Genomic DNA, 14,476 nt, shown 5'->3' on the forward strand with positions numbered 1-14,476 from the left:
CATACATAGAATTTGCAACACTATAATGACAGGTCTTTAACAAATTAAAAGATAAAGCCACAACTCAAACTCACTTCACTATTCAACTATATGTCTCTATTATCGTAAAGTTGTTTTCTAATTTCTTTCAATTCATTTTTACCACTTACTATACTCAAAACATTTCCATCATATTTGATCATAACTAACATAAAATTACTGGAATCTAGTAAATGGAATTGAATCTCTTCATTTATAATCTCCTTCTTAAAACACGTAGTACAGTTTGTATAAAAGTTCAATCGCCCATAGCCTGCATAAGCAGTCATATACTCCAGCATTTCTACAAACAGTTCATCGTCATCAATCTTAGCTTCGAAATGAGATGTGTCACTTTTCAGCTTTTGGATAGTATACGAATCATTATAAGCTGCAAATAAATTTTCAATCCTTTGTATATCAAAGTCGAATATTTCTAAATGCATATAGACGGGGAAATCTAGTAAAGATACTAAGAATTTTTTTATATTTTGCGATTCAATGAAAGGTTTTTCCAAAAAAAGAGTTAATTCTTCCATTCCCATCTCTTCTAGATTATTGAATTGATAAGGCTGCTCGTCAAAAATACTCGTTTGTTCAACGTCTTCTTTTTTCATATTTTGCAATCTCCTCTCGCCCTCTAACGCATTAGAATAATGGCACCTCTTATTGAAAATTAATAAAAATAGTAGCTACAATGTTTCATACTCATTATTTTCTTTAACCTAGACGTATTTAGTCTTCAAGAGAATGATATGGCTTTTTAAAAACCGTATAGGATGGATTTTCATCATCTAGTCGAGCATAGAATTCTGAGCTATATGGTAACTCTAACTCATCAAGTACTTCATCCTCTACACAAGAGATCATGACATCATATCCTTCTAAATCCTTTGGCCAAAAATCATTTTTTGTGTTCCCTTTTTCTAAAGTTAAGTTAATTGCATCGCGCAGTTTTTCTAAACCGGTTCTATTTCCTACGATGTAAGCTTCATCATGCCAGCTATTTTGAGAATAAATATGGCATTTTGGATACTTATGATTTTCTTCCACTTCTATCCCACCTTTTAGCACATTTCGTTATTTGAATAGCTCCTGCCTTATCAAATTTAACGCACACTTTCGAATGATCATTGCACGGTTTCCTATTTTTTAGCTCATTTTTATGTATCTTTTTAGACAGCATTTCGTTTATATTAATCGACGCTTCTTTTAGTAGCGGCTTATATACGTATATTATCATGATCAGGAGGAGTTCCATGAATAATAATGAAAATTTGATTGAAGAAGATATTCGAAAAATAAAGAGACATACGTTTAAAGGAATCATGCTCGGATTTTTGGCAGCGTTCGTCATCTTATTGTCGTTCATCATTTACTGGATGTATTTTGAAGAAAGTTATTTAACGAGTAAACTGTCTCCTTCCGGAAAAAATGAAGTAGTTATTAATGAGTATGGTAATGACATTATTAGTAGTTCAGACACCATTAAAATTTATTTTAAACAAGAAGGAAAAACACGTAAGTTTAAAAAAGTAGATGTTAGCTCAATGAAATTTAATCACGAATCTATATACAACATAGTTTGGTTGGATGAAAATCGAGTGTCCATCTCAATTGTATGTGAAAACACTCATCAAAGTGTAACGTATAATTTTTTAACCCAAATTCTCGAACTTAAATAAGCAGATCAAATTGGCATATAATGGCGAGCAAGTATAAAAAAGGATCTCCTGATTTAAATAGAAAGGCCGTATTAAACTTTTCAATGGAAAAGCCTACACTCTCATATAAATAGTTTTAGATTAATAGAGTGATGATTATATTTACGTTTCTGTTTATGTTTTGTTCATACTGCGTTCATATTTCTATGAAATGATAATTTCTGTGAAAGTTTCACTTTACACGATTAACTTCATCGGAGGAATTATATATGAATTTTCTAAAACAAAAAAACGGTGGCTTATTGTAATCGCTCTATGGGTTATGATGGCAGCTATCCTTTCAGTTTTTTCGCCTCATGCGAAAGAAGTGACATCACCAGAAAAAAATAACGGTCTTCCAGCTGACAATGCATCCGTAAAAGCTGAGAAAATGTTGGAAACTTACTATCCTAACTCAAAAGGTGTACCACTATTCGTCGTAGCACATAGTGAACAAGCTTTAGACAATCAAATAGCTGAGAAATTAATGAAAGATACTGAAAATCTAATGCATAAAGCAAACAAAGATTTTACAGTTATCGAATTATCTAAATTACCAGCTGCCGCACAACAAGCTTTTTTCTCTGAAGATAAGAAAACTTTCTTTATGCCTACTTACTTACCAAAAGGTATGGAAAATAAAGAAGTGAAACAAACGTTGGATGCTTTGAAAAAAGACATTCAAGATGTAACACCTGCTAATACACAAATTGAATTTACAGGCCCCGCAGGAATTGTCGCTGACACATATGAAATGTTCTCACGAGCAGATGTTGTTTTAATGCTTGCTACAGTAGCTTTAATTTTCATTATTTTAATTGTCATTTATCGTTCGCCTGTATTGGCTCTTCTTCCATTAGTTGCTGCAGGTATTTCTTACTCGATCGTAGATAATGCATTAGGACTCATGGGTAAATGGAATTGGTTTACAATTGATAGTCAATCCTTATCCATTATGATGATTCTTTTATTTGCTATTATTACCGATTACTCGTTACTTCTTTTCTCTCGATTCCGTGAAGAATTAGAAAGTGGCTTGGATGTCAATCATGCAATGAAACGTGCTGTGAACTTTGTCAAAGAGCCTATTGGATTTAGTGGCGGAACCGTATTCTTAACGATGTTAACGCTATTCTTTGCTGTATATGCTTCTTATCGTGGCTTTGCACCCGTCTTTGCTTTCGCTGTCTTCGTGATGGTAATATCAGGACTGACATTAGTACCTGCCTTATTCGCTTTAGCTGGAAAGAAAGCATTTTGGCCATCAAAATTAGAAAAACGTGCACAAAAGAAAGCTATGAACAAAGGAATTTGGCATAAAATTGGTGTCTTTGTAACGACTAAACCTTGGACAGCTTTGTTACCAATTATTGTTATTTTAATTCTTTTCATTGTGCCTGTTCGATCAGTTAATTATTCATTTAACTTATTAGACTCGTTCCCTAAAGACATGTCTTCTATAAAAGGTTATCATTTATTAGAAGATAGTTTCTCTGCAGGGGAAATCGCACCAACAACTGCAATAGTAAAAAGTGAAAAACCGATCACGATTAAAGAACTTGAAAAATTAAGTGAAAACCTTTCTGATCTACCTTATATTAAAAAGGCCACTCTACAAGGCAATCCTATTGCCGAGAACGAATCAAATATAGCTAAGATTAACGTTGTTTTAAATGAAAATCCATATACAGAAAACGCGTTTGATGACATGGAAGAAATGCGTAAACAAGCTCCTAACTTGTTACAAGATAGTGCTATCGAAGGACAGTTACATTTTGCTGGCGAAACAGCTAAAAATACAGATATTCGTGCAGCTAGTCATAGTGACGAAGTTCGAATTGTTTTAATTATGACTGTCTTAATTGTGATTTTATTAGGAATTCAAACACGTTCCCTATTAGCACCGATTTATATGATGGCTACTATTCTTCTTTCATATGGTGCAGCGTTGGGAATTACGGTTTGGTTTTTCCAAGACGTAATGGGATATGCAGGAATTAGTTATCGTATTCCACTCTATACGTTTATTTTCCTAGTCGCATTAGGTGTTGACTATACAATCATGCTGATCTCTCGGATTAGAGAAGAAAAGAAACACTTACCAATCAAAGAAGCGGTTCGTGAAGGTGTAGGTAAAACAGGTAGTGTCATTTCATCTGCAGGTTTAATTTTAGCTGCTACATTTGCTGTATTAATTTCTCAGCCAGTGATGGAATTACGTGCTTTTGGTTTTGCTGTAACAGTAGGGATTTTACTTGATACATTTTTAGTGCGTCCTATGGTTATACCCGCTATCATTACAATTTTAGGTAAATACAGCTTCTGGCCTAAAAAAATAAACAATAAAAAATGATTTAATGAATATGAATAAAAAGAAACTAGGTTCGATCCTAGTCAATAAAAAAGATATTCGCAATTTGAATAAATTGGAACTGATTTAAACATCTGAGTCAGCATAAAAAGAAAAAGACACTTTTAAAGATATAAAATCTTTGAAAGTGTTTTTTGATGGACTAAATTTGTATGAAGTAATGATATGGTTGTTCTAACTTGCTTTCCATTTTCGTCATAATATTTTTTCTTCGTCATTACTTATTTTCTCACTCTTTCTACATTGTATTTAAAACATTTACTAAATCGTCGATCATCGCGTACACGTCTTTTAAAGTTTTCTTCCCAGTGATTACTCACTTCAATGCATTCATTTTCACGTATAATTTGTAGTATTTTAGGAAACTGCGGATGATAATCAAGTCGGTCATTTTCGATTAACGTTAGCCCTTTAATAAAATAGTTACAAGCGTTCGTATTTTCATGAAGTTTATGATAAAGCATTCCAACATTTATGTATAAACTAGAAATTTCTCTTTTATCTTCTAACTTATGTATCCTCGACAAAATCGAACGGATGGCTTTACGTCGCATCTTAAATAATTCTAAAAACAATGCTTTATACACGATGTATTCATAGCGATTCATATGCATCCCTCTCCTTCAAAATAGCGTATCTTGTTTATTCTATCATCAGAGAGCGTATTTGTCGGTCATATTTGTCAGAAAAATATTATAAAAGACTTAAAAATACGATTTCTCTGTTTCATTTAATAGTGCTCAATTATTTTTAAAATAAACATGCAATTTTACAGTATTTTATTCCACCCATTTCAATGAAAACCGCTTTAGAAAGCTTCCTCATTTACCGGAATATATTAAATTTGACAAACAAAATACGTTTATGATAATATTAAAAATTTGATAAATTTTAGTAGTCGTGATAAGCTTAAAAGAGCAACTATTAAATGGAGGTGGACAGTTTGTTTCAAATCGGTGAAAATGTGATATACGCAACGCAAGGTCCAGGCGTCATTAAAAGTATAGAAGAACGTGAATTTTCTGGTGAGATGCATCAATATTACATTATTGAGATGATCATTAATCGTATGCAACTTATGATTCCTGTAGAGAAAATGACAGATGCACCTATACGTCCAATTACGAATATCAAAGCATTAAATCATATATTAGATACGTTTACAAACGGTCAATCTGAGTCTAGCGATTCTTGGAAGGAACGTTATCAAAAAAACATTACTAAAATGAATTCAGGTGATTTAGAAGATTGTGTAGAAGTTGTACGCGATCTAAGTCGCATGAAACAAGAAAAAACGCTTAATAAGAGTGAAAAAGAAATGTTGACGAAAGCTTATAAAATCATGATGAGTGAAATGAAGCTTATTGAAGGCATTACACCTCAACAACTTGAAAACTTCCATTTATCAAAATAAAAGACTAACATACAGTGAACTACAAAAAGCAGCTATCAGCAATTGATAGCTGCTTTTTAATTTGTACTGGGTAATATTTAAAAGGCTTTTCCGAATAACAAATGATGTTGTCGTTCAAAACGATACCAACTAACACTCGAATTTTGACAAAGTGAAACCACCTTTCACCCATTCAATACCGGAAAAAGGTGGTTCAATAAAAATTTGATGGCGACTGCTAATGGGAAAGTATGAGTGTCCGTAAAGAGGATTCCCTCCGTGCGTCAGGAAAACGTCGCCAAATTTAGCTTAAAAGAAGTGTCTTTTTCACTGTCTTACTCTCGTAAGCCAGTTCCAAACGTGCATCTTTTTTTATTATCATTTTATTGATTATGTTGTTTTCTTTTATAGTTTTCTTGTGCTTTATTATGGCATACTTTCATTCACCGTAACGAGCTAACTTAAAATTCCTCACATTTGCTTTATTCTCAATAAGAAATCCTACTGTAATCATTCTTTTTTTAATTATATTTAGTATAAAAAGGTTTAAAAATCCCCTAATGCGTACACATAGGAAATTAATTAACCTTGTAGTATACTTATTGAAAATTATTAAGAAAGGACGAATTAAATGACCACTCAAAAATCTACATCTACCCATTCTTCATGGGCATTAGGCTTATTTGCAGTCGGCGTGTTTATGGCAGCATTAGACAACGGAATCATTAGTGCTGCACTGACGACGATTAATGATTCCTTTAATGTTGACGCAAACTGGGGGGCATGGGGCGTCACGCTTTATACGCTCGGATTAGCAATTAGTGTGCCGATTGTCGGTAAGTTATCGGACCGATTCGGGCGTAAAAAGCTTTTCGTTATAGAAATTGCCTTATTCGGACTCGGTTCACTCCTCGTTGCACTTAGTCCAAACTTCGCCTTTTATTTAATCGCTCGCTTCATTCAAGCAATGGGAGGCGGTGGGATTTTTATTATCGGATCCTCTCACGTATTAAGTACGCTTCCGCGTGAGAAACAAGGGAAAGCACTCGGTTTATTAGGTGCAATGAACGGGATTGCGGCAGTAATTGGGCCCAACCTCGGAAGTGTTATTTTAGACTTAACAGGCAATTGGCATTGGTTATTTTTAATTAACGTTCCGATTGCCATCGTCCTTATGATTTTCGGTTGGATGAAACTCGAAGAAACGAAAGATCCAGAATCAGGACAACTCGATTTCTTCGGCACGGTCATGCTATCGCTTGCCATTCTAGGGATTATGTATGGACTGACAAATGTAGAAGGAACGAATTTCTTTAGAGGACTTCTCGCAACAGACGTATTCGCGTACGTTGCAGCAGGTATTATTATTTTAATCGCATTATACTTTTACGAAACACGTTTACAACGTAAAGGCGGAGATCCTATTTTACCTGTATCGCTTATGCGCGATCCAACGTATTTGATTACATTGATCGTTGGCGCTTTATCAGGTATGCTATTGTCTGCAATGATTTTCATTCCATCTTTCGCAGAACAAGTTCTCGGCATTCCTTCTGAAAATGCAGGGTATTGGATGACACCACTCGCTTTAGCAGCTGGTGTAGGTGCATCGATAGGTGGCTTACTCGTTGATAAACGTGGACCTGTTCTAGCAGTCGCCTTATCCGGTATTATTGCCGCAATTGGTTTCGTTCTTTTCCCGACATGGATTGATTTGAAATGGCAATTTGTTATCGGTTCTGTCATCGGTGGTGCAGGTATGGGTATTTTACTCGGTGCACCGTTAAACATTTTAGCGACAGAACGTCTAGAAAACAATAAAGGAACCGCACTCGCGTCGCTCTCTCTCATTCGTACAGTTGGGATGACCATTGCTCCAACTATTTATGCAGGTTTTATCGCACGCGGATACAGTGAACTGCCCAATTTATTCAAATCTGATTTCGGCACACAACTACAAGACAATTTAAAAGGTGTTGATTTATCTGCTGCCGGAGAAAAGGAAATGCAACAACTCGGCAGTCAATTTGCTGGAGCCGATGATTTATCAACCGATCAAATGCAGCAACTTGTCGCCAGTATACAAGACCCGACTTTAAAAGAAGTCATCACCAATACGGTCTCGTCTATTACGCAAACAGCGGCACATCAAGGTTACGATGGTCTATTCATTACCGCAACTTGTATTTCTGTCGTCATCTTGATCCTCTCGTTTATTTTAAAACCGATTCGTAAAAAAAGCATTGTCTAAATAAATAACATGAAACAGCCGACACGCTCCCTACAGAAAGGAAGCGTGTCGGCTGTTTTTTAGTTTACTGTTTCGGCAACATAATGTCCTGGTGATACTTCTACGAGTGCTGTATTGGAAAAATCATATTTTTTCAGTACCGTTTCATTTTCTTTTCGCATTTTTTGTGACTCAATCGCCGGATCAGGAATCGGTACCGCAGCAAGTAAAGACTGTGTGTACGGGTGCTTTGGATTACTATACAGTTCTTCACTTTCTGCCAGTTCCACGATTTTCCCATTGTTCATCACAGCAACACGGTCACAAATATGTTTCACCATCGATAAATCGTGAGCGATGAATAAATACGTTAACCCGAGTTTTTGCTGTAAATCTTCGAGCAATCGTACAATTTGTGCTTGTACAGATACGTCAAGTGCTGAAAGCGGCTCATCACAAATGATGAATTTTGGATTAACAGCAAGTGCCCGTGCAATGCCAATTCGTTGACGCTGCCCTCCTGAAAATTCATGAGGATAGCGCATTGCGTGTTCTTTTTCTAAGCCGACTAATTCAAGTAATTGTTCAACGCGGGCTGTCCGTTCTTCTTTCGTCTTAACGAGTTTGTGTAAATCGAGTGGTTTCCCTATAATGTCGAGTACTTTCATTCTCGGATTTAAAGAAGAATACGGGTCTTGAAAAATAATTTGCATTTCTTTTCGCAATGTTTTTAATTTTTACGTGATAGGCGATTAACGGCCATCCCTTTATATAAAATATCCCCATCTGTCGGTGTATTAAGTTGTAGAATAGAACGTCCTGTTGTCGTTTTTCCTGAACCGGATTCCCCAACAAGTCCAAGTGTTTCTCCAGGCTGAATCGAAAAGCTAATCGAATCGACCGCTTTAAATGTTTGTCCCTTTTCAACTGTAAAGTATTGCTTTAAATTTTGTACTTCAAGAAGCGGGACAGTAGGGTCCATATCTGCCGGTAGCGTTGGCGCTTTTTTTGTTTTTCTTTTCATGTAATTTTGGTAACGCATTTAGGAGACGCTTCGTATACGGATGTTGCGGATTGTTAAAAATTTCTTCGGTCGTATTCGCTTCAACAATTTCGCCTTCTTTCATAACGATCACTTTATCGCACATTCCTGCCACGACGCCTAAATCATGTGTAATCAAAATGATAGACGTTTCAAATTTTTGCTGCATTTGTTTCATCAAACGCAAAATTTGTGCTTGAATCGTTACGTCTAAAGCTGTTGTTGGCTCATCCGCAATGAGTAATTCCGGCTGACAAGCAAGTGCCATCGCAATCATGACACGTTGACGCATGCCTCCTGAAAATTCGTGTGGATATTGTTTGAAACGCGTTTCAGGCTGTTGAATGCCAACGAGTTCTAACAATTCGATCGTCTCTTTTTTCGCTTGTTCTTTCGAAACATCGCGATGCTTTCGAATGCCTTCTGCAATTTGGACACCAATTTTAATAGACGGATTTAAAGACGTCATCGGATCTTGAAAAATCATACTGATTTCTTTCCCGCGAATTTTCTCCATCTCTTGGTCGGTTTTCTCCGTTAATTCTTGTCCTAAAAATTTAATAGAGCCCTCCTTCAACAAGCTCGGTGGTGAAGGTAATAAACGCATAATAGAACGTGCTGTGACACTTTTACCTGAGCCTGATTCCCCTACGATACCGAGTGTTTCCCCTTTATTCAAACTGAAAGTAACACCTTTCACCGCTTCAAATTCGCGATCATTTGAAATGAATGAAACGTGTAAATTCTCTATGTCTAACAATTTAGTTATCATCAACAACTTCTCCTTTTTTGTGTAAATGAGGTTGACTTGCCATTTTATGTTTATTATACTACGAATGTATAGTAAATAACTAGGTTTTGTTGAGATTGAGGTGAAAAGAGTGAATCAACCTTCTGAGTTGTCTAAATTTGCTTACACATTCAGAAAACTATCCAATGTATTTTTCTATCGAATTCTTCTTTTCGTACTAGGGTTTCCGCTACATATTGTGACGTTTTTCTCATATCAACGGTTTAAAAAACAGCATGAAAAATCCATTCATCCTGTCCAAAAACAATTGTTAGATGAACGAATTGAACAATATAGCAATCAAATTCGAGCAGAAAAAACTATTTTGGAGAAACAATTAATGAACGTGACATTCAAAATAAAGCGCAACAACTAGCTACGCAATATTTCGAAAATAACGTGTATTCTGACGATGAATCCCGTGCAACTCCATCGTATCGTGACTTTTTTGTACAGCAAATTTCGAAAAAGTCGTATTTTTACAGCACCTTTATTTTAGGTATTGTCATGTATGCCTTCTTGATGGTTTATAGCAATGCGTTTAGTCGCTATATCGTCGATCGACTTGTACTGAGCATATTCGTCGTTGTCGGTGTGTCTATTTTAGTCTTTACCATCTTATATTTTTCACCGATGGACCCCGCAGCAAATATTTTAGGTGAATCAGCAACCGCGGAACAAAAAGCGGAATTTAATGAACGTCACGGATTAAATGAGTCATACGGCGTTCAACTTAAAGAAAGTGTCCAAGGTATTTTCACATTTGATTTAGGAAAATCATTTACAGGTAAAGAAGATGTTTCAGAAAGCATCGCAAACAAATTTCCTGTAACGCTGAAAATTGCCGTGTTCTCTCTCCTACTCACGATTATTATTGCGATTCCAATCGGGATGTTATCAGCGGCTAAAATGAACACTTTTTGGGATTACGCGCTCATGTTTATTGCTTTAATTGGACTTTCTATTCCAAGCTTCTGGCAAGGATTAATTATGATTTTAGAATTCTCCATTAAGCTTCAGTGTCTTCCTGCTACTTACTCGCCTGAACAATACAGTTCGATCATTATGCCCGTCATTGTATTAGGAACCGGTCTGACTGCCGCTGTCGCAAGGATGACACGTTCTTCTATTTTAGAAGTCATCAATGAAGATTATATGATTACAGCGAAAGCAAAAGGGCTCGGTACACTAACGATTTTCTTTAACCATGCATTACGTAATGCGATGATTCCAATTATTACGGTCATCGGACTTCAATTTGGCGCGATGCTTGGCGGTGCAGCGGTTACAGAAAAAGTATTCAACATTAGCGGTCTCGGTAGCTATATCGTCGACAAGCAATTTATTCCGGACATTCCAGCCATTATGGGTGGTGTCGTCTATATTGCGATTACGATTTCACTCGTTAATTTAGTCATCGATATTTTATACGCTTTACTGAACCCACGTGTTCGATCAAAAATGAAAAATTCGTAGGAAGTGAGCCCATTTGAGTAACTATTCAACATTCGCTCTCAAACAGTCTCAAGTTTATAAGCAGGCAAATTTTGCCCTCGTTCTTTCACTCGTGTTAGCACTTGTATTCGCTTGGAACTTGATACAACATATGACGAGCGTGATTTGGCTTTATTTGACCATTGGTTTTGTCGTGACGACACTTCTACAATGGCTCATCGTCATTCGTGTGAAAAAAGATTTAAAAACGGAAGGTGCCATTCAAAAAACGACGCGTATGATTAGCGGCATTCAACTAATGGGTCTTCTTTTCGGAAACGTATTCACCGTAACGAATGCTTTTGCACTCCTTCGCAAAAAAAATTCGATTGAGTACACGCTTGCCTACTATTCATTCATTACGACATTCTTTTTAATCGTCTTGTCTGCAATGAACGTATTTAAACCGTACGTATCGAATACGTTTTTAATCGGCATGGCACTACTCACGGTCATTTTGATTATCGATCTCCTTTTCGTCATCTTGCTTTACCGTGAACGTATGACAGAAAAAACACGATTCATTCTCGGAATCGTCTCTCTGCTTAGTTTACTATCAGGGAATCTATTCCATCTCATACTCGGTATTAGTTTATTGCTGAAATCGACGCATCGTCACCCGTCGACGATTGCAAAATGGGATACGATTTGGTTTAAAATTACGAAAAACTTTACAGCTATGATTGGCATGCTCTTTATTTTCTTTACGCTTGCTATTTCTATTATGAGTTATTGGACATTCGAATATGATTTTGCAGTCAATAATGACTATGCTCATATGCTAGAAGCCGCTTCCCTTGCCTACCCATTTGGCACGGATAACTTCGGACGAGATGTGTACTCACGCATCGTATTCGGCGCACGTATTTCACTACTCGTCGGCGTGTTATCTACTTTGATTCCGCTCATCATAGGCGGTATTTTAGGCGCATTATCCGGCTACTATACGAAATATGTAGACAATATTATCATGCGTTTGCTCGATATTTTATATGCGATTCCAGGTGTATTGTTAGCGATTGCAATTATCGCGGCATTCGGTGCCAATACGACGAACTTAATTATCGCCCTTAGCGTCGGTTCAATTCCGACGTATGCGCGAACGATGCGAGCTAACGTATTAATGATTTCAAATTTGGAGTACGTAGAAGCATCTCGTGCGCTTGGTGAACGAGATATCGCCATTATTTTTAAACAAATTGTACCGAATGCATTCGCTCCGATGATTGTCAAAGCAACGTTAACAATTGGTGGCGCGGTCATTGCAACGAGTAGCCTAAGCTTCTTAGGTCTCGGTGTCGGACCGCATATTCCGGAATGGGGCAATATTTTAAAAGTCGGTAGTATGTATCTCGAAACGAATCCTTATTTAGCGATTTTCCCAGGGATTGCCATTATTTTATTAGTCTTATCATTTAATTTCTTAGGTGACGCATTACGCGATGCCTTTGATCCAAAACTCGATTAACTACTACTTGGAGGGATTTACATGAAGAAAATTTTATTATTACTCATTACAGCACTTACGTTATTGTTAGCCGCTTGTAATTTAAGCACTAAATCAGAAGTGGACAAAAACGATGATGCTTCATCGAAAAAAACAGATGCCAAAGCACAAGAAATTGAAATTTTAAGTATGAGCTCTAACGAAGATGATTTAAATATTTTACGTGACCAACTATCAAAAAATGGATTTGACGTAAAATTAAATATTCAACCTGATTACGGTAGCTTCACATCACAAAAAGATGCAGGAAACTATGATGTTGCGCTTTCAAGCTGGACAACTGTTACAGGGAACCCAGACTATGCCGTGCGCTCTCTTTTCACATCAGATGGGGACAATAGCGTCGTAAAAGATGAAAAGCTAGATGAATTAATTAACAAAGCAAGTACGCAAACAAAAGATGAATACACAGCAACTTACAAACAATTAGAACAACGCCTCGTATTTGACGAAGCGTATATCGTCCCCCTTTACACATCATATAAAGCACAAGGTATTAACTCGAATGTCATTGATGAAAGTACAGTTCGCCTACCGAAATCACGTGCAGCTGTATGGGAAAACATTTCATTTAAAGACAAAGCAAACAACGTGAAAGAGCCACTTGTAACACAACAAGCAATAGGCGAATTAACATCATTAGACCCGATCAAAGGGAATGATGGTTCAATCAATACGTTGAATACGAATATGTACGTTCGTTTAGTAAACTTAACAGACGATGATGAAGTCGTATCAGACGGATCACTCTCTTACAACTACGCTTCAGCGAAAGATAATAAAAACTACTACTTCCTATTACGCGACGATATTAACTTCGCAAAAGTAACAAATAAAAAAGCAGTGGATACGGGCGAGCGCGTTGGTGCAGAAGATGTTAAATTCTCATTAGACCGTGCAAAAGATTCAAAATCTGTACCGGACCACCGCACATACAGCTTACATGAAAACATGAAAGACATTGAAATCGTAACAGATACGAAAGAATTAGAGGCACAAACAGCAGATGGCAAATCAATCCGTGAAGCATTAGAAGACGGTGTTGATTCAAAAATCAAATCATTAGAAGCAGATAAAACAGCAGTTGATAATAAAGCGGGTAAATACCAAGTGGTAAAAGTAACAACAACAGAAGCTTTCCCACAAGTACTAAACTATCTTGCACACCAATCTGCAGGTATCGTTTCTGAAAAACAAGTGAGCAAAATCAACACGTATGACGTAGCAAAATACAATGCAGACAAAGACGTATCATACGGTGATGCGGCAACCATTACAGAAGGCAAAGCATACAATAATGAATTGTATGCAAGTGGCCCTTACGTTCTGACAACAAAAAATGACTATGAAGCAAAATTCGAGAAAAACCCAGCGTACCGCGCAGGATCAGAATATGAACCGAAAATCGCAAATGTGACGGTTAAATTTATCGCCGATCCAGATAGTGCCCTTTCATCATTACGTAATGGCGATATTCATATTTTAAACGGTGTACCTGAAACGAAATATGAATTAGTTGAAAACGACAAAAAATTAACGTTACAAAAAAATAAGAGTAACGGTGTAACGTACTTAACGTTCAACATGAACGATGCGAACATCGCGAAAAATACGAAATTACGTCAAGCTGTCCTTTACTCAGTAGACCAAAATGCGATTATCGATTTCTACAAAGGGAATAAAATGAACGCTGTATCAACAGTAAGTCCATTAGTAGATACAGGGAATAAAGTAGAAGCAGATGCGAAAAAAGCAAAAGCTTTGTTAGAAGAAGCTTCAAAATAAAATAAGTACGAAAAGAGCCGCCAAGACTTTAAACATCTTGGTGGCTTTCTTCATTTCATTTTTAAGGACGCTCGATCAATTACACTTTTTTAATTTTCAAAATTAAATGTTGACATTATTTTCTAGGTACGTTAAATTAGTTA

At 36.5% G+C, this 14,476-nt stretch carries 11 protein-coding genes and 1 pseudogene; 8 read left to right on the top strand and 4 right to left on the bottom strand.

What is annotated here, in order from left to right:
• Positions 1-86: 86 nt before the first annotated feature.
• Together KSHG_RS10135 and KSHG_RS10140 are read right to left on the bottom strand one after the other, a co-directional pair.
• Positions 87-635, bottom strand: coding sequence for a hypothetical protein (locus KSHG_RS10135; RefSeq protein WP_010305565.1), 549 nt, complete (start codon positions 633-635; stop codon positions 87-89).
• A 118-nt stretch (positions 636-753) separates the two neighbouring features.
• Positions 754-1,071 carry a hypothetical protein gene (locus KSHG_RS10140; protein WP_010305567.1) on the bottom strand — a complete coding sequence of 106 codons (318 nt, stop codon included), beginning with the start codon at positions 1,069-1,071 and terminating at the stop codon, positions 754-756.
• Between the two features lie 206 nt (positions 1,072-1,277).
• Between KSHG_RS10140 and KSHG_RS10150 the strand changes: the two genes are divergently transcribed.
• Positions 1,278-1,703: a hypothetical protein gene (locus tag KSHG_RS10150; protein ID WP_010305572.1), complete on the top strand. Its 426-nt coding sequence runs from the start codon at positions 1,278-1,280 to the stop codon at positions 1,701-1,703.
• Positions 1,704-1,905: 202 nt separating this feature from the next.
• Positions 1,906-4,074 (top strand): MMPL family transporter, encoded by a 2,169-nt coding sequence (locus KSHG_RS10155; protein WP_010305574.1) that lies wholly within the window; start codon positions 1,906-1,908, stop codon positions 4,072-4,074.
• Positions 4,075-4,313: 239 nt separating this feature from the next.
• Here the strand turns inward: KSHG_RS10155 and KSHG_RS10160 are convergent, their stop codons facing one another.
• Entirely contained in the window at positions 4,314-4,700 is a 387-nt protein-coding gene (locus tag KSHG_RS10160) for a hypothetical protein (protein ID WP_010305576.1), read from the bottom strand.
• 320 nt (positions 4,701-5,020) lie between these two features.
• On the opposite strand from KSHG_RS10160, the gene KSHG_RS10165 reads away from it, so the two are divergent.
• Complete coding sequence (locus KSHG_RS10165; RefSeq protein ID WP_010305580.1) at positions 5,021-5,506, top strand: CarD family transcriptional regulator; 486 nt, start codon at positions 5,021-5,023, stop codon at positions 5,504-5,506.
• A 610-nt stretch (positions 5,507-6,116) separates the two neighbouring features.
• Positions 6,117-7,736 (top strand): MFS transporter, encoded by a 1,620-nt coding sequence (locus KSHG_RS10170; protein ID WP_010305584.1) that lies wholly within the window; start codon positions 6,117-6,119, stop codon positions 7,734-7,736.
• 59 nt (positions 7,737-7,795) lie between these two features.
• Here the strand turns inward: KSHG_RS10170 and KSHG_RS19140 are convergent.
• Positions 7,796-9,577: pseudogene (locus tag KSHG_RS19140) on the bottom strand (ABC transporter ATP-binding protein).
• 61 nt (positions 9,578-9,638) lie between these two features.
• On the opposite strand from KSHG_RS19140, the gene KSHG_RS18085 reads away from it, so the two are divergent.
• From KSHG_RS18085 to KSHG_RS10195, 4 genes are all read left to right on the top strand, one after another.
• Positions 9,639-9,923: a hypothetical protein gene (locus KSHG_RS18085; protein WP_010305588.1), complete on the top strand. Its 285-nt coding sequence runs from the start codon at positions 9,639-9,641 to the stop codon at positions 9,921-9,923.
• A gap of 146 nt (positions 9,924-10,069) precedes the next feature.
• Complete coding sequence (locus KSHG_RS16800) at positions 10,070-11,023, top strand: ABC transporter permease (protein WP_010305590.1); 954 nt, start codon at positions 10,070-10,072, stop codon at positions 11,021-11,023.
• A gap of 13 nt (positions 11,024-11,036) precedes the next feature.
• On the top strand, positions 11,037-12,509 hold the full coding sequence (locus KSHG_RS10190) for an ABC transporter permease (protein WP_010305595.1): 1,473 nt from the start codon (positions 11,037-11,039) through the stop codon (positions 12,507-12,509).
• A gap of 21 nt (positions 12,510-12,530) precedes the next feature.
• A complete protein-coding gene (locus KSHG_RS10195; RefSeq protein WP_010305599.1) occupies positions 12,531-14,333 on the top strand; it encodes an ABC transporter substrate-binding protein in 1,803 nt (600 codons plus the stop codon).
• The last annotated feature ends 143 nt before the right edge of the window (positions 14,334-14,476 follow it).

The organism is Kurthia senegalensis, from assembly GCF_000285595.1.
Taxonomy (GTDB): Bacteria; Bacillota; Bacilli; order Bacillales_A; family Planococcaceae; genus Kurthia; species Kurthia senegalensis.